A 15,486-nucleotide genomic window follows, 5' to 3' on the forward strand; every position below is an offset into this window, starting at 1 on the left:
GTAAGCAAATTTTATCATTTTATAAAATTTTAAAAATCTCATTGACAGATCTATTCGATAATGATTATCATTTAAATCGTTCAAGAACATACCACGGAGCACAACAAATGAACGCACCTTTTAGCTTATTTACCCGTAACAATGACACAGCTCACGCCTTACCAATGTTACATTCTAATAACCTCTTTGCATTAGGCCGTGAAATCCGCATTATGCATGCTGGCGAGGAATATCGTTTACGCCTCACTCGCAACAACCGTCTAATTTTAACTAAATAAAAAATACACTCGCGTTTCAATAATATTCGTGGGAAAACAAAAAATGGATAGCATGGGTAACCATGCTATTTTTTATGACGGAAGAATAATCTCTGCTCTTAGACCACCTTGTTCAGCATGCATAAAACGTAATGTGCCATTATGCAATTCAATAATTTTTCGGGTAATTGAAATTCCTAACCCCGAACCTTGCTGCTGAGTACCTAAGACTCGAAAAAAACGCTGCCCTAAACGTAATAGCACTTCATCATCTACACCATTGCCTGTATCTTCTATAGACACCTTAATTTGCTGTTCATGCTGACTAATCTCCACATGAATAGAGCCTAAAGTCGGGCTATAACGAATGGCGTTATCAAATAAATTTCTAAAAGCAATAAATAGTAATTCTTCATTCGCAAAGGTTTTAGTTTCTGTCGACAAGGTATTTGTTTCTATCAACATTTGTTTAGCTTGCGCATCTAAAGTTACATTTTCAATGACTCTAGCCAATAAATAATTTAAATCGATAATCGTCTTGGGAAGTTGTGGCTGCTCTGCTTCATTGGGTTCTAAGCGAGCCAGAAGGAGTAAGTTTTCAAGTATTTTTGTGCTTCTAGAAACGTCTTCTTGTGTACGCTCAAAGTCCTGATGAAGTTCCGGAACATGTTGATATTTACGCTGTAAAACCTGAAGACGCATTTGTATAGCAGATAATGGAGATCGTAACTCATGAGAGGCATCTGCGGTAAAACGCTGTTCAGCAACGAGAGCCCTTTGCAACCTTGCAAGTAATTGGTTTAGCGCATCAATCACAGGTTGAATTTCTGTAATAACATCTGGGTCTTGAATTGGTTCTAAATTTGATGCTGTTTTTTGGGCAATACGTTTAGAGAGTAAATTTAACGCAGCCAATTGTTGCTCCGTACGCCAACTTACAATGACCCATTGTAGCAGCCAGAACAACACCATAAGGCCACTATATCCAGCAAGGGCTTTAAGTACTTCTTCAATACGTGTACTCATTGGCTGAAAAACTTCAACTTGTAGTTGAGAGTCGTCTTGTTGTGCAGCCAGACTACGCCATAATTGACCATCAAACCAAAAATATGAAAAACCTTCTGATAAATTACCTTGTTCAAAAAGCTCGTGCTGATAGCTATGAGAGTGAGTAAGTAACTGCCCAGAACTTAATAATTCATACTGAATATCAAATTCGTCACTGAGCTCATCAAACTGTTTCATAGAGTGTTGAGAAAGATCAGAAACCAGCAAAGTATCTGAAATTTCATCCATGATTTCGTCTTGCACTGACATGTTGTGATAAACAGAAAATATGGTGAGTAAGCTTAAAGCCAGCAAGCCCACCACGACACTACTCCACATCGTGGTTTTAACCAGTTGCGACTGCAAGGATGAGCGATTAGATTTCATTTTAAATCTCCCATACGGTAGCCTAACCCCCGTATGGTTTTAATGCTGCTACTTCCGATTTTTTTTCGGAGCTGATAAATAAATACTTCTATCGCGTTACTTTCAATTTCTTCACCCCATGCATAGAGCGCTTCTTCTAATTGATCACGGGTAATAATATGCTCAGGATGAACCATAAGCTTACGTAAAATTTGGAACTCTTTAGCTGTTAACTCAATGGACTTTCCAGCACATGATACAACTTTTGCTTGTGTATCGAGTTGCAGATTTCCCCACGTTAATACTGATTGCTGACTCAACGTTTGCTTACGTAATTGAGCACGGATTCGAGCAGATAACTCTTCTAAGCTAAAAGGCTTAACCAAATAATCATTTGCGCCTAAATCTAGTCCTTCCACCCTGTCATGAATACTGTCACGCGCCGTAATAAAAATAACAGGAACATTTTTTTGTTTATGGCGGATCGTTGTTAAAACTTTTTCACCAGCCAGTTGAGGCAGCCCCCGATCAAGCAAAATACAATCATAGTCATGCTGCTCGATTGCTGTAAGCGCATAATCACCTCTTTCGACCCAATCTACCTGATAACCGTCTAACTCTAGCCACGATTGAATACTTTCAGCTTGAGAGCGATCATCTTCTGCAAGCAAAATTCTCATCTGTTTTTCCTGTTATATCCTGATTTGATCTTGCCAAGCCTTTTTAGAAAAAGCAAAGCCGCATTATTAAAATGCGGCTAAAGGCAATACATCTATGATTATTAATTAAAACTGAACTTGATCTACATCAATTTCTACACGTTTTAAAGGCTTATAGTCGATATCTACTTCACCAATTAAAGTTACATTTGTATTTGGTGAAATAGGACGACCTTGCCAAAGTTCATCATCTACATCAACCGTAATGCTACCTGTCTTGTCACGAAATTGATATTTTTCATCACCTAAAGACTTTACAACCTGACCATGTAATTTTATCGGTGTACTATCTTTAGACGTTAATGCCTGTTTTACTGTGGTGACAGTTGCCGGAGCAATTGCGGCCTGATTCACTGGTGTATTCGCTACAACTACGCCAGCAGCAGTCATACCAGCAGTCAACAACATCACTTTAAGCATATTCATATAATTACCCTCTGTTTATGGTTTCCTCTTGGGATAAAGCAATTACATCAGGCATAAATGAGGTGAATCTTAAGAAAAACTTAATTTAATGGCACAACCCGTAAAACCTCTTCTAATGTCGTAAGACCATCAATGACTTTACGAGCACCCGCAATTCTTAAGGGTTCTATACCTTCTTTTTTAGTTTGTGTCCTTAAATCATTTAAAGTCATATGGCTACTAATAAGATGCTTAAGCTCAAGACTGACTGGCATAAATTCATAAATACCGACTCGTCCCTTATAACCTGTATGACGACATTGTTCACACCCTACTGCCTGATAAACTTTTTCTGGCATTTCCATAATGTAGTCGAATGTTAGGTGCTGCCACTCGTCCTCATTAATATGAGTTTGCTGTTTACAGTGTGGGCAAAGCTGGCGTACTAAACGCTGCGCGAGCACGCCTAGAATTGTGGCTGCTGTTAAAAATGGCTGCACGCCCAAATCGTGTAAACGGGTCAGACTAGACGGCGCATCATTAGTATGTAAAGTCGACAACACCAAATGCCCTGTTAATGCTGCTTGAATTGCCATATTGGCTGTATCTTGATCACGAATTTCCCCAATCATAATAATATCGGGGTCTTGACGCATGAGTGCCCGTACACCATCTGCAAAGCCTAATTCAATTGCATTGTTGACCTGCATCTGGTTAAAACTAGGCTCTAACATTTCAATTGGATCTTCAATAGTACAGACATTGACCTGATCAGTTGCGAGCTGCTTTAACGAAGAATATAGCGTTGTCGTTTTACCTGAACCTGTAGGACCAGTGACTAAAATAATGCCATGACTATTTTTTGTTAATTGTTGCCACTGTTGTAATAAACTCTCTTCAAAACCCAGTTGATGAAAAGAACGTACCAGCACATCGGGATCGAAAATACGCATAACCAGTTTTTCACCAAAGGCTGTTGGCAAGGTTGATAAACGTAGCTCTGTTTCTTGCCACTTTGGCGTCCGAGTTTTTAATCGACCATCTTGCGGTTTGCGCTTTTCGGCGACATTTAAACGTCCTAAAATTTTAATACGAGCAATCACTGCGGTTAGCGTATTTGAAGGCATGTTGTAAATGGTGTGCAAAACACCATCGATACGGAACCTGACTTTGCCATTGTCCTTACGCGGTTCCATATGAATGTCACTGGCACTCTGCTCAAACGCAAACTGTAAAATCCAGTCGACTAATTTCACAATATGCTGATCATTGGCATCTGGGTTTTGACTATCCCCAAGTTGTAAAAGAGCCTCAACATTTTTATTTTCACGGTCATGAGCTGCATCTTTTTGAGCTGAGTTTACCGCTCGACTGACCTGATAATATTCGCGTAAATAACGCTGTAATTGTTCAGGGTTTAATAATACCCGCTCAATTTTTTTAGGAGCTAGACTTCGTTCAAGATTATTGAGCCAATCTGTTTGAAATGGCTGGTCTGTTCCAATCACAATTCGATCGGCATGAATTTCAACAGCTAAAATATGATTACGAATGGCAAATTCTTGCGACATTACCTGAGTTAAAGCACTCACATCCGCCTTTAAAGGATCAATCACAAATAAAGGAAGTTGAACTCGATCTGCAAACCATAAACACAAACGGTTTAAACTTAAATGGGCCTGTGTGTGCTGCTGATCTTTTAAATTAAAATGTGCAATCCACTGTAATGGGTGCCATTTCAACTGATCTTTTTGGCGGTGGCTTGACTGTACCAGTAATTTATCTCGTTCTGTGATACGGCCTTCTTGTAATAGTTGTTCTAGACACCAATAGGTATCTATTTCTACATGTGCATTCATGCGTTATCCCCAATATATTTTCATAATATAGCAGAGATGTTTTAGATTTAGCTCACCCCAAAATCGTTAAATCCATTATTTAAATATCCTTCAACTTCAAATAATTAAACCAATTCTCAACTTGATATTTTTTTGCGTCATAGGTCATGTTTATAAAAATATTTTGTATGTTGCTATGCCTAAAAAAGATACTATGCTGACTATAATAAAAAGCATAAACTGGAAACGAACACATGATTTTAAAATGATTAAAATCCACATATAACGATAAGCATAAGAGGAAGTAATATGGAACTTCCAATGACAATGTCATTACAAACTGCATCCTTTGAGGAATTCATTACTATAATTGCTGCTGCCCTTGGCTGTGGCTTATTAATTGGTTTAGAACGAGAGCGCAGTAAACTCAAACACGAATATAAAACTTTCGCTGGTTTCAGATCTTTTGCAATTAGTGCTTTATTAGGCGCGATCTGTTTTTTATTCGGCATTTCAATTGGGATTGTTGGAGCTTTAATCATCGGTGCAATCAGCATCGTTTCCCTCAAAAACCAGCCAAATGATCCCGGCGTTACTACCGAACTTGCATTTATCATGACTTATTTCATTGGAGCACTCTGTATTTGGAATATTTCATTGGCAGCAAGTTTAGCAGTCATCATGACCGCTATCTTAATAGCTAAGCAGTCTATGCATGGTATCGCCAGTCAGTGGATTACCGAAGCAGAATTGCGCGATGGAATTTTTCTACTCGCCCTACTTTTAATTGCTTTACCTTTAGTCCCGAATAAGCCGTTTTGGGGACCAGTTTTAAATCCTCATGTTATTTTAAAATTGCTCACTTTAATTTTATTTGTACAGGCACTAGCTCATATTGCTAAACGATTATTATCTTCTAAAAATGCGCTATTACTTTCGTCTTTGGCTTCAGGCTTTGTTTCTAGTACAGTGGCAATTGCCACTTTAGGTTTAGAAGTACGCTCTGGTCGAGCAAATGCAACAACAAACGCGGGTGCAGCCCTGATGTCTTGCGTTTCAACGCTTATTCAAACTTTAATTATTGTGATCGGTATTAGCTTTGCTTGGTTTAAGCTAATTATATTTCCTACACTTATTGCATTAGTTGTTTTAGCTGTCTGGGCCTTCATTTTATTACGAAAAGCCGAACCTAGCACTTCGACTCCAGAATTAGATTCAAGAATGTTTAGTCTTAAAGAAGCCATTATTATTGCTGCAACACTCGCTATCATTCAGTCGGGGGTCTATGGCTTAAATTTATATTTAGGGGATGCCGGATTAATTGCGGGAACCCTACTCGCATCTTTATTTGAAATACATGCGGCTATTATCGCGGTAATTGTACAAGGTGAACCTGATAGTGCTCATATGTCCCCTTTATTAATTGCTTTTATGGGAGGCTTTGCAGTGCATGCCATAGCCAAAAGTATAAACTCTGCAATTTCGGGCGGGCTGCCCTATGCACTTGCTTTCGTTCCCGCCCAGCTCATTCATATGGCTATTTTTATTACTTTACTTTGGCTCAACATCCATTGGTTCTAAAATAGAATTTATTGCACAGCAGAAGCTTTCACCATATCCACTACAGTAACTTCAAGCTGACCGACTTTAAAATGAATATCGAAACTTGAAAATTTCATTTTATAAATTCTGTCTGGATCTTCTTGATAGGCAGGCCGAGGGTCTAAAGCCAATACCTGCTCAAGCTCATCAAGATATTGATCATTCATTTCTTTGTTTTCTAAAAAATATTTTTGAGCATTTAGAGCAGGTTCAGACCAAATGACCGATTTACGCTCTGGTTCTGCATGTGCATAACCACTTTGTGCTTCAGCAATCGCATCAGAATATTGAATATAGGGTTTGATATCTAGAATTGGAGTTCCATCTAATAAATCGCTGCCAGTGACGTACACTCGGACTGACTTTCCAACTTTTTCCACTTTATTCAGCTTTACAACTGACAGTCCGATTGGAGATGGTCGATACATGCTACGTGTAGCAAATACGCCAATTTTTTCATTACCTCCTAAACGTGGAGGACGAACTTGCGGACGGAATTTATCTGCACTCCCCTGATTTTTATTGTCATGAAACTGCCAAACTAGCCAGAGATGACTAAATTGTTCAATTCCTTCAAAAGCCAACAAGTCGTTATAAGGTTCTACCATGTCGATATATGACTCGATATTGACCAAATTAGGCTGGCGTGGAATACCGAATTTTTCTCGATATGGAGAGCACATATGGCCGATTATCGGGAAGGTGACAGAATTGATCATCACTTTTTCTTATAAACACAATTAAATATATTCAGTTTATCGGGAATGAATTTAGATTAGAATAGCAATCTGTTTTCTTTTAATCGTGATCGAGACCTTTAATGGCTGCTTTTAACGTCGAACGCATTACTCATGTTCACCACTGGAATGACACCCTTTTCAGTTTTAAAACTACACGCGACACTAGCTTACGTTTTAAAAATGGTCAGTTCGTAATGATCGGACTTGAAGTGAATGGCAAACCGTTAATGCGTGCGTATTCGATTGCAAGTGCAAACTACGAAGAAGAGTTAGAATTCTTCTCAATTAAAGTACAAGATGGTCCTTTAACTTCGATTTTGCAAAAAGTACAAGTTGGCGATGAGATTCTGATTTCTAAAAAACCAACAGGTACTTTGGTTCATGATGACCTTTTACCGGGTAAAAACTTGTACCTTTTATCGTCTGGTACTGGTCTTGCTCCATTCTTGTCAATTATTCGTGACCCAGAAACTTACGAACGCTTTGAAAAAGTCATTGTTGTTCATGGTACACGTTATATTTCTGAATTAGCTTATCAAGACCTTATCTTGAATGAACTTCCAAACCATGAATTCTTTGAAGAGTTAGGCATTAAAGACAAGCTTGTTTACTACCCTACTGTAACTCGTGAACCTTTTCACACTCAAGGCCGTGTTACCACTGCAATTGAAACTGGTGCTTTATTTGAAAAAGTTGGTTTACCACGATTTAACCGTGAAACTGACCGCGCAATGCTTTGCGGTAGTCCTGCTTTCTTGAAAGATGTTGCTGCGTTACTTGACCAACACGGTTTAGTTGAATCACCTCGTATGGGCGTAATGGGCGACTACGTAATTGAACGTGCGTTCGTAGAAAAATAAGTTTTTCTAATTAAAAAAACCGAGGCCAAGTCCTCGGTTTTTTTATATTTGTTTTATAAGTTAATCGTGCCATCGATACAGGTAACAGCGCTTCCACCCACTAAAATTTTATCTTGATATAAATTTAGTTGAAGCTGTCCGTCACGTCCTAAAACGCGACCTTGTGAAGAAAGTACCTGATCATTTTGTGCAGGCAAAATACCATGGTAACGAATAAAAGATGCTACGCTACCATTACCACTACCACAAACTGGATCTTCATTTATTCCAATTGAAGGAGCAAATGAGCGAACTTCTATATGTTTTTGCTCATCATTATTTTCATAAAAACCATAAACCGTCGCTCCACCAACTTTCATTTCTAAATCATGTTGTTTTAAAGCAGCGAAATCTGGTTGAGTCGCTAAAACAGCTTCGGCATTGACAGCTTGTAATACAACCCAACGCGCTCCAACATCAACCAATGCAGCATTCCATTGAGTGTCAATCTGACATTTTAAAATCTCTGCCAATTTTTGAGTCTGTTTAGTATCTAATGGCGTAATTTTAGGTTGTGGTAGTTCAAAGGAAATATGATTCAATTCACTTACCGTAAGAGCAACTAAACCTGCACGACATTGCTGTACCAATTTTCCTTCTTTAGCAGTAATTAGACCAGCTTCAAGTAAAGCATGGGCTGTGCCGATTGTAGGATGGCCTGCAAATGGTAATTCATTTTGCGGAGTAAAAATTCGAACCTGATAATCGGCCTGCGAATCTGTGGCAGGCAGTACAAATGTAGTTTCAGAGAGATTGGTCCAATTGGCAATCGCCTGCATTTGCTCAGATGTTAAGGTACTGGCATCCATAATCACCGCGACAGGATTTCCCTTAAATGCTTGTGAAGTAAAAACATCAACTTGTTTAAATGCTACAACGGACATAGACCACTCCTACTCATTTTGATATTAAAAAATTATGGTTTTAAATCCTCACCATGCTTTTGATCTTACTGAGATATCTTTAATGGTTACAGTATCAGTTAATATGAAAAATAATAGACACACTTTTTGAGTTCAGATCTCGATTAAATGGACTAACCTAAAGTAATCACAATATTTGAGATAAATAACAGATCACTATAAAGTGTACCCATTGCTTTGGCTTTTTAATGAATTGATATGTACAAATATAAAAAAGTGAGTGATGACTTAATCCATCAAATCCATAATGGAAGGCAGCCTATTGGTTCGCGTCTACCTTCAATACGAGACTGTGCAAACCATTATCAGGTCAGCATTAACACCATAAAAGAAGCTTATCGTCAGCTTGAAGATCAAGGTTTGATTTCTGTTCGTCCTCAATCTGGTTACTATGTTTGTCATGCACCTTCAAACTTGCTAGAACTCGAAGAACGTTATGTCAGTGAAGAAAAAGTGCCACTTTCAGGTATTAGCTGCTTCCTCGCACAAATCGTTAAAAAGCAAATGGACCCAACCTATATTAATTTGGCCCTAGCTTGCCCCTCAGGAGAAAATTTCTACCCGATTGAACGTTTAAAACGCTTAACTGCTCAAGTTTTACGGACACAACCAGATATTTTTAAAAGCTATACCTTACCACCTGGGTCAACACGACTACGCACACAAATTGCTAGACGAAGCTTACAGCTCGGTATGTTTCTTTCAGCAGATGACATTGTGCTGACTCATGGCACCATGGAGGCTTTAAGTCTTGCGATTATGGCAACAACTCAAGCGGGTGATAGCATTGCCCTTGAGATCCCTACTTTTCATAACTTGTACCCGCTCCTTCATAATTTAGGCCGAAAAATTATAGAAGTTCCCACTTCGCCGCATACAGGCATGTGTCTAGATACACTTGAAGAGCTCTTAAAATCTCAAAGCGTACAAGCCATATTAACGATTCCAACAGGACACAATCCCCTCGGTTTCAGCATGCCTGAAAGCAGCCGCCGTCGCTTGGCAGAGCTAGCTAATCAGTTTCAGGTTCCCGTCATTGAAGATGCAATGTATGCCGAATTGCAACTTGCCGAACCTCTTTTACCCAACATTAAGGCATTTGATCAAAATGGATGGGTGTTGGTATGTAGTAGCTACACCAAGACTGTAGCACCCGACTATCGAATTGGTTGGTTAGAAGCTGGGCGCTTTCGTAATATTGTGCAGCAACTGAAATTTACAACAACAGTGGCCGAGCCTGCTTTGCTCACTGAAACCTTAGGACTTTTCTTGGAAAATGGTGGTTATGACCTGCATTTACGGCAGCTCAAAAAACGCTATCAACAACAAATTGACACCATTAAGTCTTATATTTGTCGCTATTTCCCAGTCGGTACTCGAGTCAGTCGCCCACAAGCTGGATTTATTTTATGGTTAGAGCTACCAGAATCTATTGATACGCTAGAACTCTTTCATCAGGCAATGGATGAAAAAATCTTATGTATGCCGGGAATTTTATGTTCGGCTGATAAACGTTTTAGTCATTGCTTACGTATTGCGGCGTGTTTTGAGTTGAACCCCAAAATGTTAAATGCTTTGATGCGCTTAGGAGAGTTAGCAAAAAATATGCTTTCATCTCAAAACAATATGGGCAAAATCGCTACTCATTCGTAATTTACAGCATGCGAAAAGAGATATGACAGCATCAACCCTAGCTTATGATGTAGGTAAAACATAGCACTTTAATCATTGCGATTAGTTTTTAATATAATTAATGGTTTATACCGTTTTGCAAGTGATAAAATCAAATGATCAGTTCAGTTTAATTTACTTGTATTTGTGTACCAAAAAAATTGCACAATCGTTAAAACTGGTCAAACCATTTCAACATTTCATATAGATTGATTAAAACTCATTCTGGCGCAGCTCCCCATGTCTTATCTTTATTTAGCAATTGCGATTGCTTGTGAAGTCATTGCAACTTCAGCTTTAAAAGCATCTCAAGGTTTTACTGTTCCAATTCCTTCGATTATTACTGTTGTGGGTTATGCAATTGCCTTTTATTTATTGTCTCTGACGCTAAAAACAATTCCGATCGGAATTGCATATGCCATTTGGTCTGGCGCGGGCATTATTTTAATTTCTGCAATTGGCTGGATATTTTACAAACAGCATTTAGACTTAGCGGCCTGCATTGGTCTCACTTTAATGATCGCAGGCATTATCATTATTAATGTGTTTTCTAAAAATACCCATCTTTAAAATATAATTAAAAAGCAACCGAGTATGATGAAAGTGCTTTATAAAGACTTCACCATACTCGGTATAAAAAGCTTATTTTAAACTGCCAGTTAAAAACTGCTTTAAACGCTCACTTTTCGGGTTATTGAGTACTTCATCAGGATGACCCTGTTCTTCAATCTTCCCTTGATGTAAAAAAATCACTTGATTAGATACATGACGCGCAAAGCCCATTTCATGTGTCACCACAATCATGGTACGTCCTTCTTCAGCCAAACCCTGCATTACTTTGAGTACTTCACCCACCAACTCTGGATCAAGCGCACTGGTTGGTTCATCAAACAACATGACTTCAGGTTCCATAGCCAAAGCACGAGCAATCGCTACACGTTGCTGCTGACCACCAGATAAAAATGCAGGATATTTACTTTCAACGCTTTCAGGCAAACCAACTTTGCGTAGATATTTCCGTGCACGCTCTTCTGCCTCAGCACGTTTTACCCCAAGTACATGAATTGGTCCTTCAATAACATTTTCTAGCACCGTCATGTGTGACCATAAATTAAAATGCTGAAACACCATCATGAGCTGGGTACGCATTTTTTGTAGTTGCTTTGGATCAACCACTTTTAAATTGCCTTTTTTATCAAAGACTGTGCGTAGTTTTTCACCATTAAGTTTAATAGTGCCATTGCTTGGTTGTTCTAAAAAGTTAATACAACGTAGCAAGGTACTTTTACCTGAACCAGATGAACCGATGATACTAATTACATCGCCAGCATTTGCATCAAGTGATATCCCTTTAAGTACTTCATGATCGCCAAATGTCTTATGTAAATCACGAATCACTAGTTTTGCAACTTGTTCCATTATTTATGTCTCCTAATGATTCGATGGCTTTAAAAATGCCAACCAACGTTTTTCCAACTTACGAAATAGCCAAATCAAAATAAATGCCAGCATCGCATACAACACTGCGGCAATTCCAAAAGCATTGAAGGTGTCATAGGTTGCCGCATTCACATCACGCGCAATTTTTAAAATGTCAGGAACAGTTGCTGTAAATGCAATGGTTGTCGCATGCAACATTAAAATGACTTCATTGCCATAAAATGGTAAAGCACGGCGCAACATCGATGGAATGATAATGCGGGTATAGAGTTTCCATTTGGACATACCGAAAGCTTGTGCAGCTTCAATCTCACCATGTGGAATAGAACGGATCGCTCCAGCAAAGATTTCAGTGGTATATGCACCAGTATTGAGCGCGAATGCCAAAATGGTGCAATTTACACCCTCTCGAAAAAATGCATCGAGAGTCTGCTGTTCATGGATGTAATCAAAGCTGTAAATGCCTGAGTAAATAATCAGCAATTGGATGTACAGTGGTGTGCCACGAAAAACATAGGTATACAACCAAACTGGGCCACACAACCAAAGATTTTCTGATACTCGTGCAAGTGATAAAGGCACAGCAAGCACAAAACCAATACCAATAGAAAGCACCAATAACCAAGCAGTCATCGCCACTCCGGTCATTTGTAAACCATCAGTCCAAAGGTATGCCTGCCAATATTGTTGAAGGATTTCAATCATAATTGTCCCTTCCTCACACCAGCAGAATAACGACGTTCAAGCCACATTAAAATCAGGTTCGACACCGTGGTAATTGCCAGATAAATCGCAGCAGCCACGATGCTGAAAAAGAACAGTTGCATGGTACTTCTACCTGCATCTTGTGTAATTTTTACAATGTCAGTCAGGCCAATAATTGAAACCAGTGCGGTTGCCTTAATCAAGACTTGCCAGTTGTTACCAATGCCTGGCAATGCAAAACGCATCATTTGAGGGAATAATACACGGCGAAAAACCTGCCAAGGGGTCATACCATAGGCCTTTGCTGCTTCAATTTGCCCCGTTGGAACCGATTGAAATGCACCACGAAAGGTCTCGGTAAAATATGCACCATAAATGAACGCTAAAGTAATCACACCAGCCACAAATGGATTGATATCAATTTGATCCATTTGCAGTGATTCAGTAATTTGGTTTAAACCCAACTGCAAGCTATAAAATAACAGCAGCATAATCACCAAGTCCGGCACACTACGGATGAGTGTCGTATAGGCGGTCGCAATATAGCGTAAGGCTTTAATACTGGAGAGTTTTGAGCTCGCACCAATTAAGCCAATAATGACAGAAAGCAGAAGTGACAACAGCGCAAGCTGGAGGGTCATCCATGTCCCGCTGAGAAGGAGTGGCCCATAGCCAGATAAAAACATGACTCATCTTCTCCTTAAAAACAATATCTAATATTGATGAGATGAGAATAGATTTAAAAATGTCGGCACTCAGCCGACATTTTTCACATCATTAGTAAATGTTAAAGGAGAAATATTTTTTCTCTAGTTTCTTGTATGTACCATCCGCAATGATTGCTGCTAGTGCTTTATCAATATTCGCTTTTAAATCTGCATCTTCTTTGCGTAAACCAATCGCTGCGCCTACACCCAGTGTTTTTGCATCAACTACATTGCCACCGACAAATGCAAAGTTTTTGCCTTTTGGTTGTTTTAAGAAAGCACCATCAACCATGATTGCATCTTGTAAAGTTGCATCTAAACGACCTGACATCATGTCTTGATAAATCAAATCTTGGACTGGATAAGGTACAACGGTTACACCTTTTGGTGCCCAATAGGTTTTAGCATAAGTTTCTTGAATTGTGCCCTGTTGTACACCTACACGTTTACCTTTCAAAGAGGCCGCTGTAGGCAATAACGGCGAGCCTTTTTTTGCAACCATACGCGTTGGCGTGTTGTAGATTTTGTTACTAAACAAAATTTGTTTTGCGCGTTCATCAGTGACCGTCATTGATGAAAGAATACCATCAAATTTTTTCGCTTTAAGTGCTGGAATCATCCCATCAAAAGAGTTTTCAACCCAAACACATTTCGCTTTGAGTTTTGCACAAACGGCATTACCCAAATCAACGTCAAAACCAGTTAACTTGCCATCCGGTGTTTTATATTCAAACGGCGCATACGAGGACTCAGTACCAAAACGAATCACCTTCCAATCCTTTGCTTGAACATTCGTCGCAACAGCAGCCAAAACTAAGGTTGTTGAAACGAACATTTTTTTCATAAAGCTTGCCATCTTGAAGCTTCTCCTTAAAAATCCAAATAAGGTGATAAAAATTTGAGTATTTCTAACTTACTCTTCTGCCGAAATAATTGCAATTTCTATACCATAAATTAAGGATTTATGAAGATGACTAAACAGTGGATTGTATTAAGTGATTAATTGTTGAAAAATCACTCAAAATATGAAGCTAATTTTTGAGTGCATAGGCTTCTGCCATATTTTCATTTTCAACCAATGTCCGAATGGTATATTCATGGTTATGTTCCTTGGCACTAGCAAATTCACATTTCTGATCCCATGACATTGAGCAACCACTTAATAGATGGCAACCCGCAAATAATTCAGCCACCCAATCTACAAACACACGAACTTTGGGTGATAAATGCCGATTTTGTAAATAAACAACAGAAATTGGCATTGGTGCTGGCCGCCACTCTGTAAGAACCTCTTTCAAGGCTCCCGACTCCAGATGGTCGACAACCATGAAACGCGGACACTGAATTAAACCGAAACCTTGAACTGCAAGCCCCACATAAGAATCACCATCGTTGACAGAAACACGCCCTTTCACGCCAACGCTATGAATCTCACCATCAACCATAAAATCCCAGTCAATATTACGTCCGGTACGACTATTAAAGTAATGCACGACCTGATGTTTTTGTAGATCTTCAATGGTTTGGGGTTCACCATGTTCAGCCAAATAACGGGGTGCAGCAACCGTCACACACTGAATTGTTCCGATACGACGTGCAACCAAACTTGAATCTTTCAGCTGACCAATACGAATGACACAGTCCACCGCATCTTGTACCAAATCCACTGGACGATCACTCATTCCAATCACCAAATCAATATCGGGATACTTGGCATGAAAGTCACAAAGCATCGGAATCAGGATCAGCCGCCCAATCGAGGCTTTAACATCAATACGTAGTCGGCCTCGTGGTCCACGTTCCGAGTCATGAAAATTCGATTCGACATCTTCAACATCGGCTAGAATTCGCGAAGTACGTTCATAATAAACCGCACCATCGGGTGTCAAACTGAGTTTACGAGTGGTTCGGTTCAATAAGCGAACTTGTAAATGTTTCTCTAAACCCTGAATGGTTGTGGTCACAGAAGCACGCGGTAGGCCTAAACTGTCAGCCGCTAAACTGAAACTATTTGTTTCGACAACTTTGTTAAATACTTTCATGGCATGAAATAGATCCACACGCACACTCCTATCAATGCATTTTTTAATTCAAACACATCAATTGTTATAAAAATACGAATAGTGTTATCGAATTTAATATATTTATTCGTGATTGACAAACTTTT

At 39.1% G+C, this 15,486-nt stretch carries 16 protein-coding genes; 5 read left to right on the top strand and 11 right to left on the bottom strand.

Annotated features, from left to right (window positions below):
• The first annotated feature begins 107 nt into the window (after window positions 1–107).
• Complete coding sequence (gene hemP / locus AC07M3_RS11980; RefSeq protein WP_002118129.1) at window positions 108–278, top strand: hemin uptake protein HemP; 171 nt, start codon at window positions 108–110, stop codon at window positions 276–278.
• Window positions 279–350: 72 nt separating this feature from the next.
• On the opposite strand, the gene AC07M3_RS11985 is transcribed toward hemP, so the two are convergent.
• The 4 genes from AC07M3_RS11985 to tfpB form a co-directional block, all read right to left on the bottom strand.
• The gene (locus AC07M3_RS11985) at window positions 351–1,691 is read right to left on the bottom strand and encodes a sensor histidine kinase (protein WP_494567395.1); all 1,341 of its coding nucleotides are present in this window, start codon (window positions 1,689–1,691) and stop codon (window positions 351–353) included.
• Window positions 1,688–2,350: a response regulator transcription factor gene (locus AC07M3_RS11990; protein WP_307011655.1), complete on the bottom strand. Its 663-nt coding sequence runs from the start codon at window positions 2,348–2,350 to the stop codon at window positions 1,688–1,690. Before AC07M3_RS11990 ends, AC07M3_RS11985 begins: the two co-directional genes overlap by 4 nt.
• Window positions 2,351–2,455: 105 nt before the next feature.
• Window positions 2,456–2,815 (bottom strand): NirD/YgiW/YdeI family stress tolerance protein, encoded by a 360-nt coding sequence (locus AC07M3_RS11995; RefSeq protein WP_092706227.1) that lies wholly within the window; start codon window positions 2,813–2,815, stop codon window positions 2,456–2,458.
• 80 nt (window positions 2,816–2,895) lie between these two features.
• Window positions 2,896–4,653, bottom strand: coding sequence for a type IV pilus assembly ATPase TfpB (gene tfpB, locus AC07M3_RS12000; RefSeq protein ID WP_494567396.1), 1,758 nt, complete (start codon window positions 4,651–4,653; stop codon window positions 2,896–2,898).
• A gap of 288 nt (window positions 4,654–4,941) precedes the next feature.
• Between tfpB and AC07M3_RS12005 the strand changes: the two genes are divergently transcribed.
• The gene (locus tag AC07M3_RS12005) at window positions 4,942–6,213 is read left to right on the top strand and encodes an MgtC/SapB family protein (RefSeq protein ID WP_151826461.1); all 1,272 of its coding nucleotides are present in this window, start codon (window positions 4,942–4,944) and stop codon (window positions 6,211–6,213) included.
• A gap of 8 nt (window positions 6,214–6,221) precedes the next feature.
• On the opposite strand, the gene tsaA is transcribed toward AC07M3_RS12005, so the two are convergent.
• Window positions 6,222–6,953, bottom strand: coding sequence for a tRNA (N6-threonylcarbamoyladenosine(37)-N6)-methyltransferase TrmO (gene tsaA / locus AC07M3_RS12010; protein ID WP_494567397.1), 732 nt, complete (start codon window positions 6,951–6,953; stop codon window positions 6,222–6,224).
• Between the two features lie 101 nt (window positions 6,954–7,054).
• On the opposite strand from tsaA, the gene AC07M3_RS12015 reads away from it, so the two are divergent.
• On the top strand, window positions 7,055–7,834 hold the full coding sequence (locus AC07M3_RS12015; protein ID WP_080027497.1) for a ferredoxin--NADP reductase: 780 nt from the start codon (window positions 7,055–7,057) through the stop codon (window positions 7,832–7,834).
• A 53-nt stretch (window positions 7,835–7,887) separates the two neighbouring features.
• Here AC07M3_RS12015 and AC07M3_RS12020 read toward each other — a convergent pair whose 3' ends face one another.
• Window positions 7,888–8,757: a PhzF family phenazine biosynthesis protein gene (locus AC07M3_RS12020; protein ID WP_494567398.1), complete on the bottom strand. Its 870-nt coding sequence runs from the start codon at window positions 8,755–8,757 to the stop codon at window positions 7,888–7,890.
• 231 nt (window positions 8,758–8,988) lie between these two features.
• Here AC07M3_RS12020 and AC07M3_RS12025 point away from each other — a divergent pair, with 231 nt between their 5' ends.
• Together AC07M3_RS12025 and abeS are read left to right on the top strand one after the other, a co-directional pair.
• Entirely contained in the window at window positions 8,989–10,449 is a 1,461-nt protein-coding gene (locus tag AC07M3_RS12025) for an aminotransferase-like domain-containing protein (RefSeq protein WP_307011723.1), read from the top strand.
• A 258-nt stretch (window positions 10,450–10,707) separates the two neighbouring features.
• Window positions 10,708–11,037, top strand: coding sequence for a multidrug efflux SMR transporter AbeS (gene abeS / locus AC07M3_RS12030; protein WP_003650669.1), 330 nt, complete (start codon window positions 10,708–10,710; stop codon window positions 11,035–11,037).
• Between the two features lie 72 nt (window positions 11,038–11,109).
• Here the strand turns inward: abeS and AC07M3_RS12035 are convergent, their stop codons facing one another.
• The 5 genes from AC07M3_RS12035 to AC07M3_RS12055 form a co-directional block, all read right to left on the bottom strand.
• Complete coding sequence (locus tag AC07M3_RS12035; RefSeq protein WP_017387976.1) at window positions 11,110–11,886, bottom strand: ABC transporter ATP-binding protein; 777 nt, start codon at window positions 11,884–11,886, stop codon at window positions 11,110–11,112.
• A 12-nt stretch (window positions 11,887–11,898) separates the two neighbouring features.
• The gene (locus AC07M3_RS12040) at window positions 11,899–12,612 is read right to left on the bottom strand and encodes an ABC transporter permease (RefSeq protein WP_494567399.1); all 714 of its coding nucleotides are present in this window, start codon (window positions 12,610–12,612) and stop codon (window positions 11,899–11,901) included.
• Window positions 12,609–13,298: an ABC transporter permease gene (locus AC07M3_RS12045; protein WP_494567400.1), complete on the bottom strand. Its 690-nt coding sequence runs from the start codon at window positions 13,296–13,298 to the stop codon at window positions 12,609–12,611. Before AC07M3_RS12045 ends, AC07M3_RS12040 begins: the two co-directional genes overlap by 4 nt.
• Before the next feature lie 91 nt (window positions 13,299–13,389).
• Window positions 13,390–14,175, bottom strand: a complete 786-nt coding sequence (locus AC07M3_RS12050; protein WP_133747001.1) for an ABC transporter substrate-binding protein — start codon at window positions 14,173–14,175, stop codon at window positions 13,390–13,392.
• Between the two features lie 175 nt (window positions 14,176–14,350).
• Window positions 14,351–15,379, bottom strand: coding sequence for a LysR family transcriptional regulator (locus tag AC07M3_RS12055; protein WP_209734041.1), 1,029 nt, complete (start codon window positions 15,377–15,379; stop codon window positions 14,351–14,353).
• Between the last annotated feature and the right edge of the window lie 107 nt (window positions 15,380–15,486).

It is taken from the genome of Acinetobacter sp. GW821-FHT09D10, from assembly GCF_059416285.1.